Here is a 23,916-nt window from a genome sequence, read left to right as displayed (position 1 = left end):
GTCAAATTCCCAGGTAAGCTTCTCTGATCCGTGGATCGGCGATAAGGTCCGGCGCGTGGCCTTGTATCGTGATCCGCCCGGTTTCCATCACGTAGCCGCGGTCGGCGATCTTGAGCGCACCAAAGGCGTTCTGCTCGACCAGCAGGACGGTCACGTCGCGCGCTTTCAGCGATTTCACCACGTCGAAGATCTGTGCGACCAGCAGGGGGGCCAGGCCCATCGACGGCTCGTCCAGCAGCAGGCACTGCGGGCGGCCCATCAGCGCGCGGGCGATGGCCAGCATCTGCTGTTGCCCGCCCGACAAGCCCCCAGCGGCGAGGTTGCGTTTTTCCTTGAGGATCGGAAACATGGCAAAGGCATCGTCCATGTCGCTTTGCACCCGGTCGTCAGCATAGAGAAACGCGCCCAGACGCAGGTTCTCTTCGACCGAGAGATTGGTGAAGATCTGCCGCCCCTCGGGCGATTGGGCCAGGCCGTGTGACAGGCGCTTGTGGGCCGGCACTGCCGCAAAGCTTTCGCCGCAAAAGGTGATCGTGCCGTCGCTGATGGGCTGGGTGCCGGAAAGGCATTTCAGCAAAGTCGTCTTGCCCGCGCCGTTGGCGCCCACCACGGTCACGATCTCTCCCGTGCGGACCTCCAGGTCGATGCCGTGCAGCACCTCGATCCGCCCGTAGCACGAGCGCACCCCTTCAACCGTCAACATGGGCGGGCTCCTTGTACTCGGTGCCAAGATAGGCGGCGATCACCGCCGGATCGCGCGAGACGGTTGCCGGGTCGCCCTCGGCGATCTTCTGGCCATGATCCAGCACCACGATGTGGTTCGAGATGCGCATCACCAGCTTCATGTCGTGTTCCACCAGCAGGATAGCGATGCCCTGCGCGGCCAGTTCGGCGATCAGATGGTCGATCTCTTCGGTTTCGACCGCGTTGCAGCCCGCCGCAGGTTCGTCCAGCAGCAGGATCTTCGGGTCAAGCGCCAGCGCCCGCGCGATTTCCAGCCGCTTGAGCGCGCCGTAGCTGAGGTTGCCCGCAATCTCGTCCGCCTTTTCGTCCAGCCGCACGCGGTTCAGGAGTTTCATTGCGCCGGCCCGCGCCTGGCTCGCCCGGCGGCGCATCCCCGGCAGCGACAGAAGGTCCGCCAGCACCGACCCGCGCTCGCTGAGGTGATAGCCCGCCAGCACGTTGTCGAGTACCGTCATCTCCTGAAAGATCTGCAGGTTCTGGAAGGTGCGCGACAGGCCCATCTCGGCCAGCCGGTTCGGGGCCGTGCCGGTCACGTCGGTCCCGATGAGTGAGACCGACCCGCGCCCGGGCAGGTAGATCCCCGAGATCATGTTGAAGAGCGTCGTCTTGCCCGCGCCGTTCGGCCCGATGACCGACACGATCTCTCCGGGTTTGACGGCGAAGCTGACATCGTCGACGGCCTTAAGCCCGCCGAAGCTAATTCCAAGGCCATTCACATCCAGAAGGCTCATTTGTTCCTCCCTTTCAGGCGCTGCGCTATCGAAGGCAGCAGCCCCTGGGGCATGAAGATCATCACCAGCACCATGACGAGGCCCAGCACCAGTTGTTCATATTCGGCGAACACCGTCAGAACCTGCGGCAACAGCGTCAGGATCGCCGCCCCGAAGGTCGCCCCCAAGACCGAGCCGACACCGCCCAGTACCGCCATCGTCACCATCTCGACCGAATGCATGAAGCCCGCGACATCCGGCGTGATGTATCCGTTCTGCAGCGCCAGCAGCGAGCCCGCGACCGAGGCGTAGACCGCCGAGATCACGAAGGCGCGCAGCTTTTGCCGGGGCACGTCGATGCCGACCGTGGCGGCCGCGACCTCTGACCCGTGCAGCGCGCGCATCGCCCGCCCCGTGGGGCTGTCGTACAGGTTCAGCGCAAGCCACGCGCCCACCAGCAGCACAAAGCCCGAGGCGCCGTACCAGAACTCTCCACCCGACACCCGCCAGCCCATATCGCGCAGCAGGCTGCGCAGACCGGGATCGGAGACGACCATTCCGTCGGGGCCGCCCGTCAGCGCGCGTTCATTGGTTAGCACCATCGACACGAGGATGCCGAAACCCAGCGTCGCCACGGCGAGGTAGTACCCTTTCAGCCTGAGGATCGGGCGTCCGATCAGCGCGGCCATCGCCGCCGAGATCGCGGCCCCCAGCACCAGTGCGAGCAGTGGATGCAGGCCCAGATGCTCGGGTGCCAGCGCGCAGGCATAAGCGCCGATCCCGGCAAAGCCCGCGTGCCCAAGGCTGATCTGCCCGGCGTAGCCGATCAGGATCACCAGACCCACCACCGACAACGCATTGACGAAGACCAGCGCACCGACGCGGTAGTAATAGCCCGAGGGGAAGACCAGCGGCAGCAGCACTATGAGCGCCGACAGCACGGCCAAGGATATCCATTTCCTTCGACCGGCCATCACACACGCTCCGTCGTTTTTGCGCCGAACAGACCCTGCGGCATCACGAAAAGCGTGCCGAGGATAACGATGAAGGCGACCGCTTCCTTGTATTGCGAGCTGAGGTAGCCCGCCGTCAGGGCCTCCAGGCAGCCCAGCAGCAGCCCGCCGACCAGCGCGCCCTTGGGGGTGCCCATGCCGCCCAGCATCGCGGCAGCGAAGCCTTTCAGCGCCAGGGTCACGCCCACGTCGTAGCTGACCAGTGTGATCGGAGTGACCAGCACGCCCGCAAAGGCCCCGATGGCCGCTGACAAACCGAAGGACAGTGTCATGATCCAGCCGGTATTGATGCCAACCAGCTGTGCTGCGACCCGGTTGTTCGCCGTGGCCAGCACCGCCTTGCCGGTCAGCGTGCGGCTAAAGAACACCCAGAGGACCGCGAAAACCGCCAATGCGCCGCCCAGCACCCACAGGCTTTGCGGCAGGATCGTGGCCCCCATCACGCGGATCGGATCGTCGCCCGAAAAGGCCGGGAAGCGGTGCAGCTGCTTGTCGAAGATCAGCTGTGTCGCACCCCGGATCAGGATCGAGGCCCCGATCGTGATGATGATCAGCGACACCACCGGTGCGCCCCGCGCGGGCTCGATCGCCAGCTTGTTCAGCGCGACGCCCAAGGCGGCGGTGATCAGGATGGCAAGAGTCGCCGCCAGCAGCAGCGGCACACCGGCCTGATAGGCGAAAACCGTGATCATCCCGCCCAGCATGACGAATTCGCCCTGGGCAAAGTTCACCACGTCGGAGGCGTTGTAGATCAGCGTGAACCCCAGAGCCACGAGCGCATAGACAGCACCCACGGTCAGGCCGGAGAACAGAAATTGTAGCAGGGCGTCCATTTTTGGCTCCAGTAGATGCGATGGAGACGGGGGCTTCGGGAGAGGTCCCCCCGAAGCCCGGGAGAGTTACTCGACGGGCTGCCAGCCGCCGTCCTTGACCTCGAGCATCCGGAAGGCGCTGAGGTCGAGGCCCAGGTGATCCTCGGGCGAGAAGCTGTAGGTTCCGGTGGTGCCTACAAGGCCGTTGGTCTCTTCAAGCGCATCGCGGATCGCCTGCGGGTCCTCCGGGTCGCTGGACCGCTTCATCGCGTCGACCATCAGCGCAAAGGCGTCATGCGCGTAGCCCCCGAAGGTCGAGGTTTCCTGCCCGTAGGCGTCCCTGTAGGCCGTCGTGTAAGAGGTCACGACATCGTATTGCGGATCGTCCTCGCTCAGGCTGTCGGCGATCAGCAGCGCGGTGCCCGGCAGGCGCACGCCCTCGGCGGCATCGGCACCTGCCAGCTCGATGAAGGCATTTGAGGCAACCCCGTGGCTTTGGTAGAGCGGCACGTCGAAACCCAGCTGCGCCACGTTGCGGGTGACGATGGCCGGGCCTTGGCCGAAGCCGGGGTTCAGAACCGCCTGTACGCCGTCGGTGTTGCGGATGCGCGTCAGCTGCGGGGTCATGTCGGCGTCCTGCGGCCCGTAGGTCTCATCCGCCACGATCTCGACCCCGTAGTCGCCCGCGACCTCCTTGCATTGCGCCTGCATTGAGGCACCGAAGCCGTCGGTGCCGGAAATCATGCCGACCTTCGTGATCCCCTGCGCCTGCATGTCCGTAAAGATCTTCTCGCAGGCCATCCGGTCGGTATGAGGGGTCTTGAAGACATAGTCGCGCACCGGATCGATGATCGAGATCGCCCCCGCCAGAGAAATGAACGGGATCCCCTCGCTTTCGGCGACGGACAGGATCGACATGGTGGTGCCGGTGGTCGAGCCGCCGATGATCGCCACGACCTCGTCGTCCTCGACCAAGCGGGTGGCAAATGTGCGCGCCTTGTTGGGATCGCCGCCGTCGTCATAAAGCGTCAGCGCGATCTCTTCGCCGTCGATGCCGCCGGCTTCGTTCATTTGCTCGACCAGCATCTCGATGGTCTTGGCCTCGGGATCGCCGAGAAAGGCGGCCCCCCCGGTGGCCGAAAGGCTTGCGCCCAGCCGGATTTCGGCCTGCGCGGCCCCGGTGAGACCGGCAAGGGCAGCGAGTGTGACGATGGCCGTGGTGGTTTTAAGCATGGTGGTTCCTCCCAGTGTGATTGTCGAATGTCGGCCTGATAGGCGGCCTGTCAGGCGGTCTTGGGCCTGCGGATCATCACCCGCCGAAAGCGCGGGGCGACGAAGGCGGTATCGGTCAGGCTGGCATTGCCGGCCGGGTTCGCGCCGGTGACGTGAAAGTCGGAAAAGGCCGCCGACTGGTTGACGTAGATGTTGCCGGTCAAGTTCACCGACAGGTTCACCCCCGCCTGCGCAAAGGCCCGTGCTGCCCTGTCGATCAGCGCCTCGTCCGTGGCGTAAAGGGCTGCCGTAATCGCTCCCTTGCGACGCGCGATGTTTGCGGCCCGCGCGATGGCGTCCTCGGCACTGTCGCAGGGCACAACGAAAGAGACGGGGCCAAAGCATTCATCGTCCTGCGGACCGCTCTCGCCTTCGGCCAGACACATCAGCGGCGTGGCGCTGCGGCCTTTGCCCGTCTCGGCGCTGTCGCGAAGCACCCGCCCTGCCCCGCGTGCGGCCTCGACGCGTTTCAGCGTGTCGGGGTTTACGATGGTCCCGCAGACACCCGCGGCCCGGTCGGGGTCCGACAGGAGCGCGTCGATCGCGGCCTTGATCCCCTCTGCCACGGCGTCAAAGCTCTTGTGGCCCGCGTCAGTCTCGATCCCGTCCTTCGGGACGTAGAGGTTTTGCGGCGAGGTACACATCTGCCCGGAGTAGAGCGACAGCGAAAACGCCAGATTGGCGCACATGCCGTCAAAATCGTCGGTGCCGGTGATCGTGACCGAGTTCACCCCGGCCTCTTCGGTGAAGACCAGCGCGCTGGTGTTGGCACGGATCCAGTCGGCAAACGCCGTCGAACCGGTGTAGTCGATCATGGCGATCCGGTCGTCCGCCACGAGGGTCTTGGTGATTTCCTCGCCCGGCGCGTCGGCGGCCAGCACGACCGCGTCGGCGGGCAGCCCCGCCTCGGCCAGGACCTCTCGCAGCACACGCACGGTCAGCGCGAGCGGCAGGATCGCGCGCGGGTGCGGCTTGACGATCACCGGATTGCCGGTGGCGAGGCTGGCGAACAGCCCCGGATAGCCGTTCCATGTCGGAAAGGTGTTGCAGCCGATGGTCAGGGCGGGGCCGCGCGGCACCAATGTCCAGTGCTTTTCGATGACCAGCGGCGCGTGTTTGCCCTGCGGCTTTTCCCAGACCGCATCACGGGCGTAGCGGGTCAACTCGGCGTAGGCCACGGCGACGGCCTCCAGGCCGCGATCCTGCGCATGCGGTCCGCCCGCCTGAAAGGCCATGGCAAAGGCCTGCCCCGTGGTGTGCATCGTGGCGTGGCCCAGCAGAAAGCTCATCCGGTTGAGCCGCACCAGCGCTTCCAGCAGCGCGCCGACGCGCCGCTCAACCCCGGCTTCCGCAAAGGCGCTTGCGGCCCCCTCGGCGGCGGCAATCAATGTATCGGGATCGGCGGCTGGATAGGTGATCCCCAAGTCCAGTCCCCAGGGCGAGACCTCGGCTCCGACGCGCCCAATCCCTGGGTGGTCCGGCAGATCGAACGGCTTGCCCAGCAGTGCCTGCCACGCAGACTCGCCATCCCCGCGCGCGGTTTCCCCGTAGAGCTTGCCGCTTGGGATCTCGGGAAACGGGGTCCAGAATTTGCGCGTCGTCAACGCTGTCAGGGCGTCGTCAAGAAGGGCGCGGTGGTGGGTAAAAAAATCTGTCATGGCTCCTCCCAAAGCTTGAACGTAATGATTGACCGTCCGGTCGGTTTATGCAAGCATTATTTACGACGTCCTGGGAGAGAGGGCCTTGGAGGACCAAATGACCACATCGCAAACCATCCTGTCCGAGCAGGACTCCGGCGTTCTGACGCTGACGCTGAACCGCCCGGACAAGCTGAATTCTTTCAATGAAGAGATGCACCTCGCCCTGCGGGCCGAGATCGAGCGCGCGCACAACGACGCAGATATTCGTGCCGTTCTGATCACCGGCGCGGGGCGCGGATTCTGCGCGGGGCAGGATCTGGGCGATCGCGATCCGCGCAAGGGCGGACCGAAGCCCGACCTCGGCCACACGATCGAGACCTTCTACAACCCGCTCCTGCGGAAGATTCGCGCTTTGAACAAACCTGTCGTCTGTGCCGTGAACGGCGTCGCAGCCGGTGCAGGTGCCAACATCGCCTTTGCTTGCGACATCGTTCTGGCTGCAAAATCGGCGAAATTCATTCAGGCCTTTTCCAAGATCGGGCTGATCCCTGATGCGGGCGGCAGCTGGTCGCTGGCCCGCATTTTGGGCGAGCCACGCGCCAAAGCGCTAACCATGACGGCTGAGCCCTTGATGGCGGACACTGCCGCCGACTGGGGCCTGATCTGGAAGGCGATCGACGACGACGCCCTGATGGACGAGGCCCGGACACTTGCCGCCAAACTTGCCGCCGGGCCGACCGTCGGGTTGGGACTGACCAAGGTGCTGATTCAGGAAGCGGCGACCAACGACCTGGACACTCACCTCGACCGCGAACGGGACTGCCAGCGCAAGGCAGGCTATTCAGACGACTACGCAGAAGGTGTGGCGGCCTTCCTCGAAAAACGCGCGCCCGGTTTCAAGGGTAAATGATCATGGCCGACCCCGACATGATGACCCCGCAAGAACTGGCCGAGGCCTGCGCCGCGCAGATGTGGTCGACCGACACTGCGTCCCAGCAGCTTGGCATGGATCTGACCCATGTGGCCCCCGGTCAGGCGACGATTCTGATGACCCTGACCAAGGCCATGACCAACGGCCACGGCAATGCCCACGGCGGCTACCTGTTCACGCTGGCCGACAGCGCCTTTGCCTTTGCCTGCAACACCTACAACGCGGTGACCGTCGCGCAGCACTGCTCGGTCACCTACATCACCCCGGGAGCCCTGGGGGACAGGCTGACGGCCAGCGCGCGCGAGGTGTCGCGCAAGGGCCGTTCCGGCATCTACGATGTGACGATCACCCGGGAGGACGGGACGGTCATCGCAGAATTCCGCGGACACGCGCGGACACTCAACACACCCATGCTGACGGACCAATCCGCGGCACAGTGATCATTATGGGAGGAACCGATGACAGACCTGAGCCCCACGAAAGACATTCTCGATCCCATCGAGATCGCCAGCCGCGACGAAATCTCGGCCCTGCAGGAAAAGCGCATGGCCTGGTCGCTGCGCCACGCCTACGACAACTCTCCGTTCTACAAAAAGCAGTTCGACGACTACGGCGCGCATCCCGACGACTTCAAGACGCTGGCCGACCTCGCCAAGTTTCCCTTCACGCTGAAACAGGATTTGCGCGACACCTACCCGTTCGGCATGTTCGCCACCCCGCGGCAGGATCTGGTGCGCATCCACGGCTCGTCCGGCACCACCGGCAAGCCGACGGTCGTCGGCTATACGCAAAACGATATCGACAATTGGGCCGACCTCGTCGCCCGTTCGATCCGCGCGGGCGGGGGACGTAAGGGGGACATCTGCCATGTGGCCTATGGCTACGGGCTGTTCACCGGCGGGCTTGGCGCGCATTACGGAGCGGAACGTCTGGGCTGTACCGTGGTGCCGATTTCCGGCGGGATGACCGAACGGCAGGTCACGTTGATCCAGGATTTCCAGCCGCAGATCATCATGGTGACACCGTCCTACATGCTGTCGATCCTGGATGAATTCCGGGCCAAGGGCATCGATCCGCGCGAGAGCTCGCTCAAGGTCGGCATCTTCGGGGCCGAACCCTGGACCAATGCCATGCGTGAGGAAATCGAACAGGCCTTCGACATGCACGCGGTCGACATCTATGGCCTGTCCGAGGTCATGGGCCCGGGCGTGGCGCAGGAATGCGTGGAAACCAAAGACGGGCTGCATGTCTGGGAGGATCATTTCTACCCCGAGATCATTGACCCCGCCACGGGCGAGGTGCTGCCCGACGGCGAGATGGGCGAACTGGTGTTCACCACGCTCACCAAAGAAGGGCTGCCGATGGTGCGCTACCGCACCCGCGATCTGACCCGCATCCTGCCGGGCACCGCGCGGTCAATGCGGCGCATCGAAAAGATCACCGGGCGCAGCGACGACATGATCATTCTGCGCGGCGTCAATGTCTTCCCGACCCAGATCGAGGAGCAGATCCTGAAATGCGAGGGGCTTGCCCCGCATTTCCAGATCGAGCTGTCGCGCAAGGGCCGGATGGACGTCATGACCGTGCATGTCGAAAGCACACCCGCCCGCTCCGACAGCGACGCCCGCGACGCATCCGCCAGGGAACTGTCGCATCACATCAAATCGGTGGTCGGCGTGTCGACAAAGATCGAGGTGCACGACCCCGAAACCGTCGCGCGCTCTGAAGGCAAGGCCAAGCGCGTCGTCGACAACCGTCCCAAGTCGTGATCCGGCGACAGGCTGGATAAAACGCCGTCCGGCGGGTAGAAGGGGCCGTCCACCTGCGACCGCCGGACAGCAAGGAGCACGCTAACCCATGGCCAGAACCCGCGCCGAAGACTTCGAGGAAAAGCAGCACAGCCTGCTGCTGACGGCCGCGCATGTCTTCGCGACCCAAGGCATGGAGAAGGCTTCCATGTCGCAGATCGCCGCCGAGGCTGGGGTCTCCAAGTCGCTGCTCTACCACTACTATCCGTCCAAGGGTGCGCTGATCTTCGCGATCATCAAGACACATCTGGAAGAGGTCGATGCCGCGCTCGACCAGGCCGGTGACGAGACGCTGTCCCCGCGCGACCGATTGGAGCGGTTGGTGATGACGGTGCTCGACGCCTACAAGGGCGCCGACGATCAGCACAAGGTTCAGTTGAACGCAGGGCCCGCCCTGTCGGACGAGCAAAAGCGCGAGGTCACGGCCATCGAACGCCGGATCGTTGGACATTTCTCGAAAGTAATTTCGCGGATGCACCCGCATCTGGACACGCCCGAGCGGCCGCTGCTGATGCCCGTGACCATGTCACTCTTCGGGATGATGAACTGGGTCTACATGTGGTTCCGCGAAGGCGGAAAGATCAGCCGTGAAGATTACGCCAGCATCGCGACAACCCTGATTCTCGAAGGGATCAAGGGCGTTCGCTAGCCGCACGTTCGACCACCAGAGGATCGTAGTTGGGCGCCGTCACCCGGCGGCGGTTCGCCTCGACCTCTGTCAGCGGCTGCGCGGGGGCCAGTTTCGTCTTCGCATCGACGGCCAGCTGCCGATAGATATCCGTGCCGCGCGACTTCCAGTCGATTTCCTTCTCCGTCAGATCCCGCAACACTTTGGCAGGAGCGCCGACGGCCATGACCCCCGCCGGGATCTCGACCCCCGCCGGGACGAAAGCCGCAGCACCGAGGATGCTGTTCTCGCCAATCCGCGCCTCATCCATGACGACGGCATTCATCCCCACCAGCGCATTGCGACCGATGATGCAACCGTGCAGCACCGCCCCGTGCCCGACGTGGCCGCGTTCCTCGACCAGAACGTCCTTGCCCGGAAAGGCGTGGACGACGCAGGTCTCCTGCACGTTCGAGCCCGCCTCCAGCGTGACACGCCCGAAATCGCCGCGCGGGACCGCGCCGGGGCCGACGTAACAGCCTGCCCCCACGATCACGTCGCCGATCAGCGTGGCGTCCGGGTGGACGAAGGCCGACGTCGCCACCACCGGCACCACGCCGTCCCAAGACCAGATCGCCACGCTCAGCCCTCGTCCGGCAGCGGCCAGCTTTTGGCCACCATGGTCAGAACGTCGTATTGTGCAACGACCTCGTCGCGCTGGTTGGTGACACGGCAGTCCCAGCGGACCTCGCCGTATACCGTCCCCTCGCGTGGGTTGATCTGCTTGCAGGTCAGCTGCACCTGAAGGCTGTCGCCGAAATAGACCGGGGTCAGGAACCGCAGGTTGTCGACGCCGTAGTTCGCCAGCACCGGACCCGGATCGGGCTGTACGAACAAACCCGCCGCGAAAGAGGCGATCAGGTAGCCGTGCGCGACGCGATCCTCGAAGAACGGGTTTGCCTTGGCCGCTTCGCTGTCCATGTGGGCGTAGAAGGTGTCGCCGGTGAACTCCGCGAAATGCTCGACGTCTTCCTTGCTGACCACGCGGCTGTCGGTCAGCAGCTGGTCGCCGATGTTGAGTTCGGCCAGAGATTTGCGGAACGGATGTGTCCCCTGCTCTGCCGGGGCGCCCGACACCCAGTTGCCCGTTACAGCCGACAGAAGCCTTGGCGTCCCCTGCACGGCGGTGCGCATCATGAAGTGCTTCACACCGCGCATGCCGCCCATCTCTTCGCCGCCACCTGCGCGCCCCGGTCCACCGTGGATCAGCGTCGCGATAGGCGACCCGTGCCCGGTCGAGCTTTTGGCGCTGTCCCGGTTGCCCAGCATCACGCGCCCGTGGAAGGGTGCGATGCCCAGCACCAGTTTGGCGGCGACGTCTTCGTCATTGGTGAAGACCGACGACACCAGCGACCCCATTCCTTTCATCGCCAGCGTGACCGCCTCGTCGATCCCGTCATAGCCCATCACCGTCGCGACCGGGCCGAAGGCCTCGACCTCATGCGGGGCATTGGCGGTCATCGGATCGGGACAGCGTAGCAGCACCGGGTTCAGAAACGCGCCCTTCTCGGCATCGCCCGAGGCCACCTTGACGGTATTCGGATCGCCAAAGACGATCTCGGCCTCTTTCGCGATCTCTGCGATCTTCTCGCGCACGCCGTCGCGGTCGCCGATCGAGGCCAGCGCGCCCAGCCGGGTCTCGGGCAGATCGGGCAGGCCCGCAGGCGTTTTCGCCAGCCGCTCGGACAGGGACGCGATGACGTCCTGTTCCAGCGCTTTCGGCACGATGACGCGCCGGATCGCGGTGCATTTCTGACCCGCCTTCGTCGTCATCTCGCGGTGCACTTCGCGCACGAACAGATCGAACTCCGGCGTGTCGGGACCCGCATCGGGGCCGAGGATCGCGGCGTTGAGGCTGTCCGCCTCCATCGTAAAGCGCGTGGCGTTTTCGACAATCGCCGGGTGTGCCTTCAGCTTACGCCCGGTGGAGGCAGAGCCGGTGAAGGTCACCACATCCTGACCGGTGACATGATCCAGCATGTCGCCCACTCCGCCGCAGACGAGCTGCAACGCGCCGTCCGGCAGGATGCCCATCTCAAGAATGCGCCGCACCACCAGTTCAGTCACATAGGCGGTCGAGGACGCGGGCTTCACAAGGCACGGCATCCCGGCAATCAGCGCGGGCGCGATCTTTTCCAGCATCCCCCAGACCGGGAAGTTGAAGGCGTTGATGTGAATGGCAATGCCCCGCATCGGCACGAGGATGTGCTGGCCGACAAAGCTGCCATCCTTGGACAGCGGCTCCACAGCCCCCTCGGGGATCACCTTGGCATTGGGCAGCTCGCGCCGCGCCACCGAGGCAAAGGTCAAAAGCGTGCCGATCCCGCCGTCGATATCGGGCCAGGCGTCCTTTGGCGTGGCCCCTGTGGCAAGGCTTTCGGCGTGGAACTCACCCTTCATTTCCATCAGTTTGAGGCCGATGGACTTCAGCATCAACGCGCGTTCATGCACGGTGTGCGCGCGCAGGGCGGGACCGCCAACGTCGCGGCCCCAGTCAAGCGCGCCTGCGAAATCGAGGCCCTCGGAGCCGATGTAGGCATGCACTTCGCCGGTAGCGGCATTGGCAAGCGGTTTGCCGTCACCCTCTCCGGCGCGCCAGGCGCCTTGCACATAGCTTTCGAGGCGGCGCGCGGTGCGTCCGGTATCCAGCATCTGCTTGTCCTTTCGGTTCAGGTCAGACCGAGGGCAAAGAGCGTGCGCTCTGCCTCGGCGCGCCACGCAGTGCGCAGCGTTTCATTGTCGGTGCGGCGCAGACCCATCGCCTTGAGCCGTTCAAACCTGTCGGACTGCGCCGGGCCAAAGGTCTCGGCCACACGCGGCATCCAATAGGCGACCGAGGTCTTCGCCTCCTCCGTCGCGCCGATCCGCTCCAGCCCTTCGAGTCCCAGTTCCATGTGCCGCCGTTCGCGCGGCAGCAGATCGCGCAACACATCGGCCAGAGGCTGGTAAGAGCACTGCGTCAGCTCGCCCACCGCGTGCTGCGTCGCGAGCCCCATGAGTACGTTCATCACCACCGCGTCGGTCCAGCCGGTCAGCGGGTAGTGAAAGACCGACAGGCGCATGTCGCCGCCATGGCGCTTGGCCTCCAATGTGCTGTCGCGAGGTTCGCGCGCCGCCCAATCGTGCGCCCGCTCATAGAGCGCCGCGTCGGTGCCAAAACCTTCCATCAGGTCCAGCACCCGTTCGGCGTGGTCGGCCTTTTCCAGCGTGATCCGGCTGGCGGCGATCCGGGACTTGATGCCGGGCGCCCAGTTGATCGCCCCGGCGAAGCCCGCCGAGGCGGCCAGTTGGCTGTCAACGAAAGACGACATCAGCCGCAGCAATTCACCCCGGTAGCGCGGCGGCACATTCTCGGGCGAAGTCAGCTTTCCCCCCTGTGCGAGGTAGTCACCCATGGTCATGGTGTCGAAATCATTCGTCATAGCTGAGCACCACCTTGTCAGAGAGCGGAATGCACTGGCACGACAGCACGTAGCCGGCGCGCACCTCGTAGTCTTCGAGCGCGTGGTTGATCTCCATCTCGACGTCGCCTTCCAGCACCTTGGCGCGGCAGGTCGAACAGACACCCGCCTTGCAGGAATACGGCGCGTCCATATGGTTCTCGATCGCAGCGTCCAGCACGGCGGTGCCGTCTTTCGGCATCTGGAACGTGCGGGTCGTGCCATCGAGCGTCACCGACACCTCGCAGCTCGTGCCCGCAGCGGCGGCCTGTTGCGAGACGGCGCGCTTTTTCGCGCGGCCCGGCTGAGACGAGGCAAAAAGTTCGAATTTGATCTGCGCGTCGCTCAGCCCCGCCTGGCGCAGGCTTTCGGCGATGGTCAACATCATCGGCTCGGGGCCGCAAATGAAGGCGGTGTCGACGGTTTCGGCGTCGATCCAGAGGCGGAACAGCATTTCCATCTTCTCGGCGTCGATGCGCCCGGTGAAGAGGTCGATCTCCTGCCCTTCGCTTTCGAGGATGTGGATAACGGAGAAGCGCCCGAGATAGGTGTTCTTGAGATCCTCCAGCTCCTCGCGGAACATGATCGAAGAGGTCTGGCGGTTGGCGTAAACCAGCGTGAAACTGGCATTCGGTTCCCGCGCCAGCGTGGTCTTGATGATCGACAGAACCGGCGTGATGCCCGACCCGCCGGCAAAGCCAAGGTAGGACTTGGTGCTGGCTGGGTCGATCTGGGTGAAGAACCGGCCCTGCGGCACCATCGCGTCCAGCGTGTCGCCGGGTTTCAGGTCTTCGTTGGCCCAGGTCGAGAAGGCCCCGCCGTCGACGCGCTTGATGCCGACCTTGAGCGCGCCCTCGTCCTTGCCGGCGCAGATCGAATAGGACCGCCGCAGTTCGGTGCCGTCGAAATCGCGGCGAAAGGTCAGGTACTGGCCCTGGGTGAATTCGAAATTCGCCGCGTCCTCGGGCCGCGGCGTCAGCGTGAGGACAACGGCGTCGCGGGTCTCGCGCCGGATGTCGGTCACCTCTAGGGGATGGAAACGGGGCATGTCAGACCTCCTCCTGTCTGGATAGGCAATGCGTCGGCGATGCCCCGTAGGGGCACCGAAGTGGCTCAGTGGCACTTGAAGTAGTCGAAAGGCTCCAGGCAGTCGCGACAGCGGTAGCTGGCCTTGCAGGGGGTCGAGCCGAACTGGCTGACCCTCTCAGTCTGGTTCGATCCGCAGCGTGGGCAGACGATCACGAGGTTCGACTTGCCCGACAACCGTGCCGCGCGGCCCGCCGTCATGCCGTCTGAGGCGGTGCCGTCAACAGGCGGCGCAATGCCATAGGCGCGCAGCTTGTCGCGGCCTTCCTCGCTGACCCAGTCGGTGGTCCAGGGCGGCGAGAGACGGCGTTCCAGCCGCAGATCGTCGATACCCTTCTCACGCAGGTGCGTCTCGATCATCAGGTCGATCACGGCGGTCGCGGGACAGCCCGAGTAGGTGGGCGTAACGGCCACCACCAGCGTGCCTTCGTCCCAACGCACCTCGCGCACGATGCCCAGATCCGTAACAGAGACCACGGGGATCTCGGGGTCGGGCACCTCGGAGAGCCAGTCCCAGACCTGATCGGTCGATGGCAAAAGCGTCGTCATCGGCTTTACCAGCTCGCGCCGGGATAGGCGCGCTGCAGGAACTGCATCTCGGCCAGAAGAAAGCCCAGATGCTCTGTGTGGCGTCCCTGCTTGCCGCCGGTCTGTGCGTCGAACTTGCGGTCGGGCTTGGCCAACGTCGCCTCGGAGAGAACATCGTCCACCGTCCGCTGCCAGACTGGCAGCACGTCCGACAGCTTCGGCGCAATCCCGGCCTCGGCCACAGCCTCGTCCACGCCGTCCGCTTTGAACATCTCTCCGGTATAGGGCCAGAGTCGGTTCAGAGCGGCCTGCATCCGCTCGTGGCTTTCGGTCGTGCCGTCGCCCAGCCGCACCACCAGATCCGAAGAGCGTTCGAGGTGATAGGACACTTCCTTCAGCGCCTTGGCGGCGATCTCGGCCACGCGCGGACTGGACGAGCCGGCCAGTTCTTTCAGCAGCTCGAAATGGAACGCATCGAACAGGAACCCGCGCATCAGGGTCACCGCCAGATCGTCGTTCGGCAGTTCGACCAGCTTCAGATTGCGGAACTTGCTCGTGTCGCGCAGATAGGCCAGATCGTCGGCGGTGCGTCCCGCGTCCTCGACCTCGCCGGCGAGCGCCAGCCACATTTGCGTCTGCCCGATCAGGTCGAGCGCAGTATTGGCCAGCGCGATGTCCTCTTCCAGCGCGGGACCGTGCCCGCACCATTCCGACAAGCGGTGACCGAGGACCAGGGAATTGTCTCCCATCCGGCACAGCCAATCAAACAAGGCAGGTTGCAGGTCAACGTCCGCGACATGCGGATCGTGGGATTGATGCGCCGCGGCCTGTTTGGCGAGAGCGGCGGCGTCCGGCGTTGCGGCATCGGGAAGCGACGGCATTACATGTGCCCCACTTCGTCAGGAATGTCGTAGAACGTCGGATGACGGTACACCTTGCTTTCGGCGGGGTCGTACATCGGCCCTTTCTCAGAGGGGCTCGACGCGGTGATCTGTGCGCTCGGTACGACCCAGATCGAGACACCCTCCTTGCGGCGTGTGTAGACATCGCGCGCGTTGCGGATCGCCATTTCGGCGTCCGGCGCGTGGAGGCTGCCCACGTGGCGGTGGTTCAATCCGTGCTGGCCCCGGATGAAAATCTCCCAGAGCGGCCATTCTTTCTTGCTCATGCCATATCCTCCCTTTGATCCCGGTTATTCGGCGGCCATCTGTGCTGCCGCGCGGCGCGACGCGGCCTTGTCGGCGTAGGCGGTCAGCCCCTCGCGGAACCACGCGCCCTCGCTCCACGCCTTTTGCCGTGCGCTCAGACGTTCCTCGTTGCATGGGCCGTTGCCCTTGATCACCTCGAAGAACTCGTTCCAGTCCGGCTCGGCAAAGTCGTAGCCGCCCTTTTCCTCGTTCCAGGCGAGCGTCTTGTCCGGGACGGTCAGGCCCAGGAACTCTGCCTGCGGCACGGTCTCGTCGACGAACTTCTGACGCAGCTCGTCATTGGTGTTCATCTTGATCTTCCAGGCCATCGACTGCGCGGAGTGAACCGAATCCGCATCCGAGGGCCCGAACATCATCAGCGCCGGGAACCAGAAGCGATTGAGCGCGTCCTGCGCCATTTCCTTCTGCTCGGGCGTCCCGTTCGCCATCTTCATCATGATGGCGAAGCCCTGCCGCTGGTGGAAACTTTCCTCCTTGCAGATACGGATCATCGCGCGGCTATAAGGCCCGTAAGAGGTCCGCTGCAGCGGCACCTGGTTCATGATCGCCGCCCCGTCGACCAGCCAGCCCACCGCGCCCATATCGGCCCAGGTCAGCGTTGGATAGTTGAAGATCGACGAATACTTCATGTCGCCCGACAGGAGCTTTTCGGTCAGCTCGTCACGGGTGACGCCCAACGTCTCGGCCGCTGAATAGAGGTAGAGCCCATGCCCCGCCTCGTCCTGCACCTTGGCCAAAAGGATCGCCTTGCGCTCCAGCGTGGGTGCGCGGGTCACCCAATTGCCCTCTGGCAGCTGGCCCACGATTTCAGAGTGCGCGTGCTGGCCGATCTGACGGATCAGGGTTTTGCGATAGCCCTCGGGCATCCATTCCTTCGGTTCGATCTTCTCGTTCGCGTCGATCCGCTCCTGAAAGGCGCGCTCTTCGGGGCTCATCTCTTCCAGAGACTTCATGCCTTCCGATTTGACCATCTGTGCGTACATGTCCGCTCCTCCTGAAAAGAATTAAGTGCGTTCGAGGATCATCGCGATCCCCTGCCCCACGCCCACGCACATGGTGCACAGGGCATAGCGGCCATTCGTGCGATGCAGTTGCCGGGCGGCGGTCAGCACAAGCCGCGCCCCCGACATGCCCAGTGGATGGCCCATCGCTATGGCCCCGCCGTTCATATTCACATGGGCCGCATCATCGGGCAGGCCCAGCTCGCGCATCACGGCCAGACCCTGAGCGGCAAAGGCCTCGTTCAACTCTATCACGTCCATCTGGTCGAGCGTCAGACCAGCCAGTCCCAGCACCTTGAGCGTCGCGGGCAGCGGCCCCATGCCCATCACGCGCGGGGGCACCCCCGCCGCCGCCATGGCGACGATACGCGCCTGCGGGGTTAGCCCGTTCTTCTGCGCCGCGGCCTCGGAGGCGATGATCGCCGCAGCCGCCCCGTCGTTCACGCCAGAGGCGTTGCCAGCCGTCACGCTCAGATCCGGCCCGTTCACGCCGCGCAGCCGCGCGAGATCCTCAACCGTGGTGCCGGGGCGCGGATGTTCGTCGGTATCGACGACTTTTGGATCGCCCTTGCGCTGCGGGATTGTAACAGGGACGATCTCTTCGGCGAAGACACCTGCGGCCTGCGCCGCTTCCCACCGCGCCTGGGACCGTGCGGCAAAGGCGTCCTGATCGGCGCGGCTGATGCCGTAGTCGGCGGCCACGTTGTCGGCGGTTTCGGGCATCGAATGTGTGCCGTGAGCCTTGTTCAGCTTGGGGTTCTTGAACCGCCAGCCGATGGTCGTGTCATACATCTCGGCGTTGCGCGAAAAGGCAGAGGTCGCCTTGGCCATCACGAAGGGCGCGCGGCTCATACTCTCGACACCGCCCGCCAGGAGCAGGTCACCATCGCCCGCGCGGATCGTGCGCGCCGCAAGGCCGATGGCATCCATGCCCGACCCGCACAGCCGGTTGACCGTCGTGCCCGGCACTTCAATCGGCAGACCGGCCAGCAGCCCCGCCATCCGCGCGACGTTGCGGTTGTCCTCCCCCGCCTGGTTGGCGCAGCCATAAATGATGTCGTCCACGCTTTCCCAGTCGACAGACCCGTTGCGTGCGACCAGCGCGGCCAGCGGCACTGCGGCCAGATCGTCGGTGCGTACGCCGGACAAGGCCCCGCCGTAGCGCCCGATGGGTGTGCGGACCGCGTCGCAGATAAAGGCGTCAGCCATCAAGTTTCCTCCCTCAGAACTCTCCCGCCGAACCATAGGCCGACCGTTCGGTCAGACATATAACACTCAAAACAGCACGTGTTAAGTGATTTATTCGATTTTACGTGATGCTTTGAGTGATCAGCCGTTTTCCGCCCACGCGGCGATCTCTTGATTCAGCTGGATCAGACGCCGCTCGCTCCCGGCGCTCTGCGTGGGCAAGGCCCCGTCATTGCTAAGAAAAACCTCTCCGACGTAGCGGTCCGCGGGCGCGGACAGGCCGACGTAGGCACGCACGAAAAGCTGACGCGCCCGGTCCGCAGGCCAGTCCGGCGGACAGGCGTCTTCTGGTAGCCTCGGGTCATTGAGCGCCGCGAGACGGTAATCGTGGACAAGGCGCAAGCGCAGATCCAGCGCGTCCTTTGAGGGAAACGGGGTCTCCCCCGCGAGCCGAGACATCAGCCACCCATGGCGGTCCTGAAATCTGTCATAGGCCGCGGCGACCGCCTCAAGCCCCCATTTGTCCCACGCCAGAGCCCGCAAATCGCCGTATCCGCCCAAATGCCGGGCCGCCATCAGAACGCCGTCCATCCGCGTCACATCCGGGCGGTCCGGCGCAAGGGCAACTGTCGGCGAAAACCGGACCCAGCCGTCGGCAAGTTCTTGATCGAAAGAGGTTTCTGACAAACAAATCAACCAGCCCTTTGTCGCGGGCGTCGGTCGAAACAGGAGCTTTGCCGCTGCGTGAAACTCATCCCGAGCGGCCTCGGAGAGCCGGTAGTAGCTTTTCCGCCCGACCCGCACCCCTTCCAGACGCCCTGCCGCCACAAGCCGGGACATGGCGGTGCGCACAAGACTTTCGCTCAGACCGTGCGCGGCACAGCAGTCGATCAAGGTGCCCATCCAAAGCATGCCCCCGCGCGGCTCCACCACATCGCCGTAGATGGTCACGATGAAGGCGGGCGCGCGCGGCGCATCCGCGAGGACTGTCCCTGTATCCATTGTCATGCGTCCCAGTTCCCACATTATCGCTCTCGGTACCTGTCTGGCCCTCAAAGAGAGACGTCACATCAAAAGCATCACATATAACATCGTTAAATGGAATATGGTGTGCTTAAAATAGGGCCGACGCCCAATAGGCGTGTCGAAACTTTTGCGTTCGGGCAGGTTTCTGCCGTTTTGGGAACGACTTTCAGGCTTCGTTCCCTTTTTCAATTCCGAAGAGCACCGCAAGCAGATCGTTCTGTTCGCGGACGCTCCACTGACCGTCAGAGTCGAAACCCTTCCTGAGCCACAGCATGGCTTCAAAACCGGCGATGGATTTTCTGGCTGAGATAAACGAGCGGAACCCGCCTACTTTCGGCATGTTCTTCTTCACCCTGAAATGATCGCTCTCGGTACCCTGTTGCAAATGCTTGGTCAAAAGGTGCACCGGATCCGAAGCAAGCAGGCCCCGTCAACTGAACCTTGGATGGCCGGAGAAAATATGCCGGCACCATCTGTGCCGATTTTGCCCGGTGACAGCAGAGGAGCGCTCTTTCAATAGTCAAATCTCAAGGCGTGGTTAACTTCACAAGCTTTGCGACACGCCCGGCCCGCTTGCCTAGCGAAATTTCTTTGGGTCGATACCAGCCCTTCGCATGCGTTCATAAAGAGTACTTTTCGACAGGTTCAGCTCTTTCATAACATTCGCGATATCGCCGCCATGGCGTTTCAGCGATTTTTCTATCAGCGTTTTCTCGATCATCTGCATCTGAACCGAAAGGCTGACATCCTCTGGTGTTTTGCCGATCCAGGAGCGCAGCTGCCTCTTGGCCCTGCGCGACCGGGCTTCCAGCCGAGAAAGGCGCCTGTCATTTGCGGCCCGGATCTCGGCGATGAGCGTCTTCATTGAACATGGTTTCTCCAGAACAGTGACTGCACCCAGGGAAATCGCGTCGATAATGAAGCGGCGGTCCGCATAGCCCGTCAGCATTATTACCGGCAGTTCCGGGTCAACAGAACGGCAATGGTTCAACAGCCACAAGCCGTCTTTGCCGGGCATGCGGAAATCGGAGACCACAACCCCTTCGAAGTGCACATGAAGATGGTCGGCTGCCTCGATGAAGTAGGTGCAGGAAATCACTTCGAACTGTTCTTGCCTCAGGCGGCTTGCCACCGTTTCACGGACATCCCGGTCGTCATCGACAAGAAGAACGCGAACCCCGGTCATGACTCGGGCTCCCTCAGCGGAAGATGCAAGGTGAATTCGGCACCGCCGCCGCTGCAATTCGCTGCCGTGATACGGCCGCCGAACACCGCTGCGATCCGCGCCGAAATCGACAACCCCAATCCCATACCTTCACCGGTCGGCTTGGTCGTGTAAAACGGGTCGAAGATCTTTTCGATCCTTTCGATACCTGCACCGAAATCCCGAACGGCGACGGTCGCCTCCTGCTCCTCCCGGGCCACTTCGACGATCACGCGCGGGCACCTTGCCGTTTTCGCCGCGTCGGCGGCGTTCGACATCAGATTGACAATGACTTGTTGCAGCCGCACGGTTTCGGCGGCAACCATTGGCCCTTCCTCCTCCCGGGATTTCAGATCCACTTCGACACCGTCACGCGAAAGCCGTATGGCCAACAGCTCGATGGAGTCGCGTACCGACTGAAGCAGATTTACCTGCTCGACCTCAAACTCAGGATCGCGGGCAAAATCCCTCAGATTCCGCACGACATCACCGATCCGGTCGACGATTTGGGAAAGCCGGTCAATCTCGGGGCCAATGTGAGAGCGGTCGTTGTCTGCAGCCAGATCAACCCGGATTGTGTCGACCAGCGCCTCCAAGGCAAACAGGGGCTGATTGATTTCGTGGCTAATGGTGACCGACATCTCGCCGAGCGCGCGCAATTTCTCCCCCTCGGCCAGTTCTGCCTGCAGCCGTCTCATGCGGTCCTGCGCGTCCTTCCGCTGGGCCATTTCCGCCCGCAGAGACCGCGTGCGCTCCTGCACCGCTTGCTCGAGCAGCTCCTTCGCCGACTGTTCTTCGTCCAGCCGTCTCAAGATGAGATGTCTTCGGATCTGCAGGTAGCGAAACGTCGTGAAGAAAAGCGCTGCAATCGCCGCGATCGAGACCGCGCCAAAGACGAAATAGTTGAAAAGTGACGACGCCGGACTGAGAACATAAAGCCGCGTGCCGGTGACAAAAGACTGTTTGTTGGTGCCGAGCCAGAAGCCGGGCAAATCGCCGATCCTGTAGGTCCCGGGCAATGACAAAATCGCCGCGTCTTGGACCGGCGTTTTTTTCATCAGCAGCCCTGCCTCGTTCGAGGCAACGACAGTCCCATCGTCCGCTTGCAGAAAGATTAGTTCCGACTGCGATCGCCAGCCGATCTCGAAATCTTCAAGATCGACATAAACCGCGACCGTGCCGGTCTCCGCCTTTTCGACGTCGCGTATTCCAAAGGCGAATTCGTAAAGACGTTTTCCGCTGCGCCGGTCCAGCGTGAACCGGCGTTTCAAGGCCAGGATTCCGGAGGACCCAATCGCTTTTTCTGCTCCTGCCTCTGAAGGTGCGGGACCGGAAATCCTTCGGGAAGCATGAGCCAGCGGTTTTCCGTCTTCGAGCAGCAGAACAATCCCGAAGGCGTTGGTTGCAATGACCGTTTGCTGTAACAGGTCATCGAGTTCCACGGATCCGGTTTCCTTGATCGTGGCAGTGACAACTGTCGGATGGCTCGCCAGGAAAAGCGGGATGTGACGGTATTTCGCAAGCAGGCCTTCGGTTTGCTGTGCGAACAATCCCAGCTTCAGTTCGGCATTTCGGGTAACGTCCGCGTATCCCTTAATCAGCCCCGCGGTGCCGCCTGCAAGAGCTGCGGTCAGGACAATGACAATCGCTCTCGTAAAGTTGAGGGCGATTGTCTTGTCGGAACGCACAGAACTTTCCGCGCCGGGACGCTGCTTCATGTCGCTGTTGTTGCTATTTCTCAATGAATTCAATGATCATTGATGACACCTTGTCCTTGTTTTCTCCAAAGAGCAAGAATTGCGCATGTGCCTTGCCTTCCACCGGATAAAGGCTCTTCGGCTCCAACGAGCCATCGAAAAGCCGCTGTACATTGGCCATCGCTTTTTCGTCGCTTGACGCGATGAAGAGTTTTTCAGCTTCGGAATCGTCCAGCGGGTTTCCTCGCACTGGTGAAAGCAGGACGACCTTCCTCACTCCGGCAACGGACGTGACCTGCTCCATGGCGTTCAAGACAGCCTCGCCACCACTCGAGGCACCGACGAGAATAACCTCCAGATGGCCACGGCGGGCTAGTTGCTGGATCGCGTGCCTTACGTGGTTCGCAGATTTGCCGCTGATTGCAAGAGAGGCAATACCCTTTTCCTGAAGAGTTTTTGCAAGCGGAAACCAGCTCTCCTTGTTGAAGATGAAGCCAGGAACCCACACGACCGCTTTTGCACCCTGCGCCGGAAAGTAGGTGGCATCGCTCATATAGAGGTCGCTGTCAGCGTTGGTGACAAGGTTTTCCGGGGGGGCGACGTCTGCTGCAAAACTGGCAAACGTCGTGAACAGATACGCTGCAATCAAAAGAAAAGGTAATTTCGACACGATGTCTTCCTCCAGCCATTTCCAAGTTTGAAGTTGTGAGACATCTATTGTGAAGGAGCGCATCGCATGTCACCTAGATGAAACCGTGCCAGACAGCCGCGTTGAGATTTTCGTGAATTATTTTAGGGGCTTAGGATTGAGTTTCGGTTGCCTTTGGGCAAAGTCTTTCCGAAAATCCGGAATTTTACGTTCCGCGCTGCATCCTGCCTCTCAGCGTAAGTTGCGACACACCCACAAATCAACGTTCTTCAGCCCATCGGCTGCAATTCCCACCGAGCCAGACGCGCTGGATCTTGCGACCTTAGGGGCTCCCAAGATAGAGAATGCGTCAAGAGACAGAAGTGACAACCGCCAAAATGAACCGAACGGCGGCAGGTCTCTTTCGTTGGGGCCTGAAAAGATGGAGAGCTCTCCTCTTTGCGGCTCCTTACAACTGCATCATGGCACTTCACGTGCTGGGGCAGGAGGCTGTCTACCTCATCAGGCCTGCAACCCCCACCTCCGTTACACATCATCCGTTTGAATCTTTCCTCACGTTTTGATTCCAATGATTCATTGGACCGCAGATCGGAAGTCCTCGAGACTTGGGGGATGGAGCCTGGTGACACCCCTCTTCTGCTCAAACGCGTGGATCCCGCCCGGAACATGAACCGGTTCTACCACCTGTCCGTCGAGCCGACATTGTTCGGCGGATTTGCTGTGCGACGGACATGGGGACGTGTGGGCACCTGGGGACGGACGCGCCTGGATCTCTTTGCAGATGTTACTTTGGCTCTGGCACATCAGCAGAAAATAGCAGCGCAAAAACACAGGCGCGGGTATTGTCCGCAGTGAGGCAGTGGCGGGCGCCTGATCCCACGTTTCATGGGATCTTCCTCTGACAGATCACTAAATCAGAAATCACAGAATACCCCAGGCCCTGTATCTGTCGCGGCCTGTGAGCTCGCGTGGCAATGCCGGGCCAAGCTGGCGGATCATGCGGTCGACGGCGGCGGCGGTGACGCCGAGGGTCTGGCGCGCCATCGGAATGGTTACCAACGGCCGGGACAGGAACATCTGCGCAAACTCCGGCAGCCGGGAGTGGCTTCGGCACGCCTGGCAATGGCGCGCCAGTTGCTCCTGTGCGATCGACAGCCGGTCCAGTTGATCCATGGTTTCCTGGGCGGCTTTTTCAAAGCCGGTGAGGAAGCCGGAGATGCGTGTCTGGAACGGATCCTTGCGGCGCCAGCGGAAAGGGGATTTCCGCAAGCCGGTGGATAGGTTCAGCCGAT

General features: G+C 62.9%; 25 protein-coding genes and 1 pseudogene. 5 read left to right on the top strand and 21 right to left on the bottom strand.

Annotation, left to right across the window (positions count from 1 at the left end; genetic code table 11):
• Position 1 precedes the first annotated feature (1 nt).
• The 6 genes from FMN63_RS28540 to paaN form a co-directional block, all read right to left on the bottom strand.
• Positions 2-703 (bottom strand): ABC transporter ATP-binding protein, encoded by a 702-nt coding sequence (locus FMN63_RS28540; protein WP_148587561.1) that lies wholly within the window; start codon positions 701-703, stop codon positions 2-4.
• Positions 690-1,475, bottom strand: coding sequence for an ABC transporter ATP-binding protein (locus FMN63_RS28535; RefSeq protein ID WP_148587560.1), 786 nt, complete (start codon positions 1,473-1,475; stop codon positions 690-692). Before FMN63_RS28535 ends, FMN63_RS28540 begins: the two co-directional genes overlap by 14 nt.
• On the bottom strand, positions 1,472-2,428 hold the full coding sequence (locus FMN63_RS28530) for a branched-chain amino acid ABC transporter permease (protein ID WP_148587559.1): 957 nt from the start codon (positions 2,426-2,428) through the stop codon (positions 1,472-1,474). The genes FMN63_RS28535 and FMN63_RS28530 overlap by 4 nt, the downstream gene beginning before the upstream one ends.
• Complete coding sequence (locus tag FMN63_RS28525; protein WP_148587558.1) at positions 2,428-3,300, bottom strand: branched-chain amino acid ABC transporter permease; 873 nt, start codon at positions 3,298-3,300, stop codon at positions 2,428-2,430. Before FMN63_RS28525 ends, FMN63_RS28530 begins: the two co-directional genes overlap by 1 nt.
• Before the next feature lie 66 nt (positions 3,301-3,366).
• Positions 3,367-4,512: an ABC transporter substrate-binding protein gene (locus FMN63_RS28520; RefSeq protein ID WP_148587557.1), complete on the bottom strand. Its 1,146-nt coding sequence runs from the start codon at positions 4,510-4,512 to the stop codon at positions 3,367-3,369.
• A gap of 50 nt (positions 4,513-4,562) precedes the next feature.
• Positions 4,563-6,209, bottom strand: coding sequence for a phenylacetic acid degradation protein PaaN (gene paaN, locus FMN63_RS28515; protein ID WP_148587556.1), 1,647 nt, complete (start codon positions 6,207-6,209; stop codon positions 4,563-4,565).
• 97 nt (positions 6,210-6,306) lie between these two features.
• Between paaN and paaG the strand changes: the two genes are divergently transcribed.
• The 4 genes from paaG to FMN63_RS28495 all read left to right on the top strand — a co-directional run bounded on the left by paaG (position 6,307) and on the right by FMN63_RS28495 (position 9,579).
• Positions 6,307-7,101 (top strand): 2-(1,2-epoxy-1,2-dihydrophenyl)acetyl-CoA isomerase PaaG, encoded by a 795-nt coding sequence (paaG, locus tag FMN63_RS28510; RefSeq protein WP_148587555.1) that lies wholly within the window; start codon positions 6,307-6,309, stop codon positions 7,099-7,101.
• A gap of 2 nt (positions 7,102-7,103) precedes the next feature.
• A complete protein-coding gene (gene paaI, locus FMN63_RS28505) occupies positions 7,104-7,562 on the top strand; it encodes a hydroxyphenylacetyl-CoA thioesterase PaaI (protein ID WP_209001427.1) in 459 nt (152 codons plus the stop codon).
• Positions 7,563-7,580: 18 nt separating this feature from the next.
• Positions 7,581-8,891, top strand: coding sequence for a phenylacetate--CoA ligase PaaK (gene paaK, locus FMN63_RS28500; protein WP_148587554.1), 1,311 nt, complete (start codon positions 7,581-7,583; stop codon positions 8,889-8,891).
• A gap of 88 nt (positions 8,892-8,979) precedes the next feature.
• A complete protein-coding gene (locus tag FMN63_RS28495; protein WP_148587553.1) occupies positions 8,980-9,579 on the top strand; it encodes a TetR/AcrR family transcriptional regulator in 600 nt (199 codons plus the stop codon).
• Here FMN63_RS28495 and FMN63_RS28490 read toward each other — a convergent pair.
• The 14 genes and pseudogenes from FMN63_RS28490 to FMN63_RS28425 form a co-directional block, all read right to left on the bottom strand.
• On the bottom strand, positions 9,563-10,177 hold the full coding sequence (locus FMN63_RS28490) for a transferase hexapeptide repeat family protein (protein WP_148587552.1): 615 nt from the start codon (positions 10,175-10,177) through the stop codon (positions 9,563-9,565). The genes FMN63_RS28495 and FMN63_RS28490 overlap by 17 nt on opposite strands.
• 2 nt (positions 10,178-10,179) lie before the next feature.
• The gene (paaZ, locus tag FMN63_RS28485; protein WP_148587551.1) at positions 10,180-12,249 is read right to left on the bottom strand and encodes a phenylacetic acid degradation bifunctional protein PaaZ; all 2,070 of its coding nucleotides are present in this window, start codon (positions 12,247-12,249) and stop codon (positions 10,180-10,182) included.
• Between the two features lie 17 nt (positions 12,250-12,266).
• Positions 12,267-13,019 carry a Phenylacetic acid catabolic protein gene (locus FMN63_RS28480; RefSeq protein WP_148587550.1) on the bottom strand — a complete coding sequence of 251 codons (753 nt, stop codon included), beginning with the start codon at positions 13,017-13,019 and terminating at the stop codon, positions 12,267-12,269.
• Positions 13,009-14,085, bottom strand: a complete 1,077-nt coding sequence (gene paaE / locus FMN63_RS28475; protein WP_148587549.1) for a 1,2-phenylacetyl-CoA epoxidase subunit PaaE — start codon at positions 14,083-14,085, stop codon at positions 13,009-13,011. Before paaE ends, FMN63_RS28480 begins: the two co-directional genes overlap by 11 nt.
• A 65-nt stretch (positions 14,086-14,150) precedes the next feature.
• Positions 14,151-14,672 carry a 1,2-phenylacetyl-CoA epoxidase subunit PaaD gene (gene paaD / locus FMN63_RS28470; RefSeq protein WP_148587548.1) on the bottom strand — a complete coding sequence of 174 codons (522 nt, stop codon included), beginning with the start codon at positions 14,670-14,672 and terminating at the stop codon, positions 14,151-14,153.
• A gap of 5 nt (positions 14,673-14,677) precedes the next feature.
• Positions 14,678-15,532 (bottom strand): 1,2-phenylacetyl-CoA epoxidase subunit PaaC, encoded by an 855-nt coding sequence (gene paaC, locus FMN63_RS28465; protein ID WP_148587547.1) that lies wholly within the window; start codon positions 15,530-15,532, stop codon positions 14,678-14,680.
• Positions 15,532-15,819 carry a 1,2-phenylacetyl-CoA epoxidase subunit PaaB gene (gene paaB / locus FMN63_RS28460; RefSeq protein WP_148587546.1) on the bottom strand — a complete coding sequence of 96 codons (288 nt, stop codon included), beginning with the start codon at positions 15,817-15,819 and terminating at the stop codon, positions 15,532-15,534. The genes paaC and paaB overlap by 1 nt, the downstream gene beginning before the upstream one ends.
• Before the next feature lie 24 nt (positions 15,820-15,843).
• A complete protein-coding gene (paaA, locus tag FMN63_RS28455) occupies positions 15,844-16,842 on the bottom strand; it encodes a 1,2-phenylacetyl-CoA epoxidase subunit PaaA (protein ID WP_148587545.1) in 999 nt (332 codons plus the stop codon).
• Between the two features lie 21 nt (positions 16,843-16,863).
• Positions 16,864-18,069: a 3-oxoadipyl-CoA thiolase gene (gene pcaF / locus FMN63_RS28450; protein WP_148587544.1), complete on the bottom strand. Its 1,206-nt coding sequence runs from the start codon at positions 18,067-18,069 to the stop codon at positions 16,864-16,866.
• A gap of 120 nt (positions 18,070-18,189) precedes the next feature.
• Complete coding sequence (locus tag FMN63_RS28445) at positions 18,190-19,056, bottom strand: PaaX family transcriptional regulator C-terminal domain-containing protein (protein WP_209001426.1); 867 nt, start codon at positions 19,054-19,056, stop codon at positions 18,190-18,192.
• A 184-nt stretch (positions 19,057-19,240) separates the two neighbouring features.
• Positions 19,241-19,587: pseudogene (locus tag FMN63_RS28440) on the bottom strand (DDE-type integrase/transposase/recombinase); the annotation flags it as partial.
• Positions 19,588-19,651: 64 nt separating this feature from the next.
• The gene (locus FMN63_RS28435) at positions 19,652-20,260 is read right to left on the bottom strand and encodes a response regulator (RefSeq protein WP_148587542.1); all 609 of its coding nucleotides are present in this window, start codon (positions 20,258-20,260) and stop codon (positions 19,652-19,654) included.
• A complete protein-coding gene (locus FMN63_RS28430; RefSeq protein ID WP_162530145.1) occupies positions 20,257-21,966 on the bottom strand; it encodes a sensor histidine kinase in 1,710 nt (569 codons plus the stop codon). Before FMN63_RS28430 ends, FMN63_RS28435 begins: the two co-directional genes overlap by 4 nt.
• 43 nt (positions 21,967-22,009) lie before the next feature.
• The gene (locus tag FMN63_RS28425; RefSeq protein ID WP_148587540.1) at positions 22,010-22,708 is read right to left on the bottom strand and encodes an alpha/beta hydrolase; all 699 of its coding nucleotides are present in this window, start codon (positions 22,706-22,708) and stop codon (positions 22,010-22,012) included.
• Between the two features lie 528 nt (positions 22,709-23,236).
• On the opposite strand from FMN63_RS28425, the gene FMN63_RS28420 reads away from it, so the two are divergent.
• Positions 23,237-23,479, top strand: a complete 243-nt coding sequence (locus tag FMN63_RS28420; RefSeq protein ID WP_148587539.1) for a WGR domain-containing protein — start codon at positions 23,237-23,239, stop codon at positions 23,477-23,479.
• 66 nt (positions 23,480-23,545) lie between these two features.
• Here the strand turns inward: FMN63_RS28420 and FMN63_RS28415 are convergent.
• Positions 23,546-23,916 (bottom strand): helix-turn-helix domain-containing protein (locus FMN63_RS28415; RefSeq protein ID WP_148587538.1); only part of this gene is annotated, 371 nt, incomplete at its 5' end.

Origin of the sequence: Stappia sp. BW2, from assembly GCF_008107695.1 — a bacterium.
Lineage (GTDB): Bacteria > Pseudomonadota > Alphaproteobacteria > Rhizobiales > Stappiaceae > Roseibium.
This window is presented reverse-complemented; position numbering and strand designations above follow the sequence as displayed.

Excerpts from the sequence above, each read along its gene's own strand:
- FMN63_RS28540 (WP_148587561.1), bottom strand. The coding sequence starts at position 703 with ATGTTGACGGTTGAAGGGGTGCGCTCGTGCTACGGGCGGATCGAGGTG.
- FMN63_RS28535 (WP_148587560.1), bottom strand. The coding sequence starts at position 1,475 with ATGAGCCTTCTGGATGTGAATGGCCTTGGAATTAGCTTCGGCGGGCTT.
- FMN63_RS28530 (WP_148587559.1), bottom strand. The coding sequence starts at position 2,428 with ATGGCCGGTCGAAGGAAATGGATATCCTTGGCCGTGCTGTCGGCGCTC.
- FMN63_RS28525 (WP_148587558.1), bottom strand. The coding sequence starts at position 3,300 with ATGGACGCCCTGCTACAATTTCTGTTCTCCGGCCTGACCGTGGGTGCT.
- FMN63_RS28520 (WP_148587557.1), bottom strand. The coding sequence starts at position 4,512 with ATGCTTAAAACCACCACGGCCATCGTCACACTCGCTGCCCTTGCCGGT.
- paaN (WP_148587556.1), bottom strand. The coding sequence starts at position 6,209 with ATGACAGATTTTTTTACCCACCACCGCGCCCTTCTTGACGACGCCCTG.
- paaG (WP_148587555.1), top strand. The coding sequence starts at position 6,307 with ATGACCACATCGCAAACCATCCTGTCCGAGCAGGACTCCGGCGTTCTG.
- paaI (WP_209001427.1), top strand. The coding sequence starts at position 7,104 with ATGGCCGACCCCGACATGATGACCCCGCAAGAACTGGCCGAGGCCTGC.
- paaK (WP_148587554.1), top strand. The coding sequence starts at position 7,581 with ATGACAGACCTGAGCCCCACGAAAGACATTCTCGATCCCATCGAGATC.
- FMN63_RS28495 (WP_148587553.1), top strand. The coding sequence starts at position 8,980 with ATGGCCAGAACCCGCGCCGAAGACTTCGAGGAAAAGCAGCACAGCCTG.
- paaZ (WP_148587551.1), bottom strand. The coding sequence starts at position 12,249 with ATGCTGGATACCGGACGCACCGCGCGCCGCCTCGAAAGCTATGTGCAA.
- FMN63_RS28480 (WP_148587550.1), bottom strand. The coding sequence starts at position 13,019 with ATGACGAATGATTTCGACACCATGACCATGGGTGACTACCTCGCACAG.
- paaE (WP_148587549.1), bottom strand. The coding sequence starts at position 14,085 with ATGCCCCGTTTCCATCCCCTAGAGGTGACCGACATCCGGCGCGAGACC.
- paaD (WP_148587548.1), bottom strand. The coding sequence starts at position 14,672 with ATGACGACGCTTTTGCCATCGACCGATCAGGTCTGGGACTGGCTCTCC.
- paaC (WP_148587547.1), bottom strand. The coding sequence starts at position 15,532 with ATGCCGTCGCTTCCCGATGCCGCAACGCCGGACGCCGCCGCTCTCGCC.
- paaB (WP_148587546.1), bottom strand. The coding sequence starts at position 15,819 with ATGAGCAAGAAAGAATGGCCGCTCTGGGAGATTTTCATCCGGGGCCAG.
- paaA (WP_148587545.1), bottom strand. The coding sequence starts at position 16,842 with ATGTACGCACAGATGGTCAAATCGGAAGGCATGAAGTCTCTGGAAGAG.
- pcaF (WP_148587544.1), bottom strand. The coding sequence starts at position 18,069 with ATGGCTGACGCCTTTATCTGCGACGCGGTCCGCACACCCATCGGGCGC.
- FMN63_RS28445 (WP_209001426.1), bottom strand. The coding sequence starts at position 19,056 with ATGACAATGGATACAGGGACAGTCCTCGCGGATGCGCCGCGCGCGCCC.
- FMN63_RS28435 (WP_148587542.1), bottom strand. The coding sequence starts at position 20,260 with ATGACCGGGGTTCGCGTTCTTCTTGTCGATGACGACCGGGATGTCCGT.
- FMN63_RS28425 (WP_148587540.1), bottom strand. The coding sequence starts at position 22,708 with ATGCGCTCCTTCACAATAGATGTCTCACAACTTCAAACTTGGAAATGG.
- FMN63_RS28420 (WP_148587539.1), top strand. The coding sequence starts at position 23,237 with ATGGAGCCTGGTGACACCCCTCTTCTGCTCAAACGCGTGGATCCCGCC.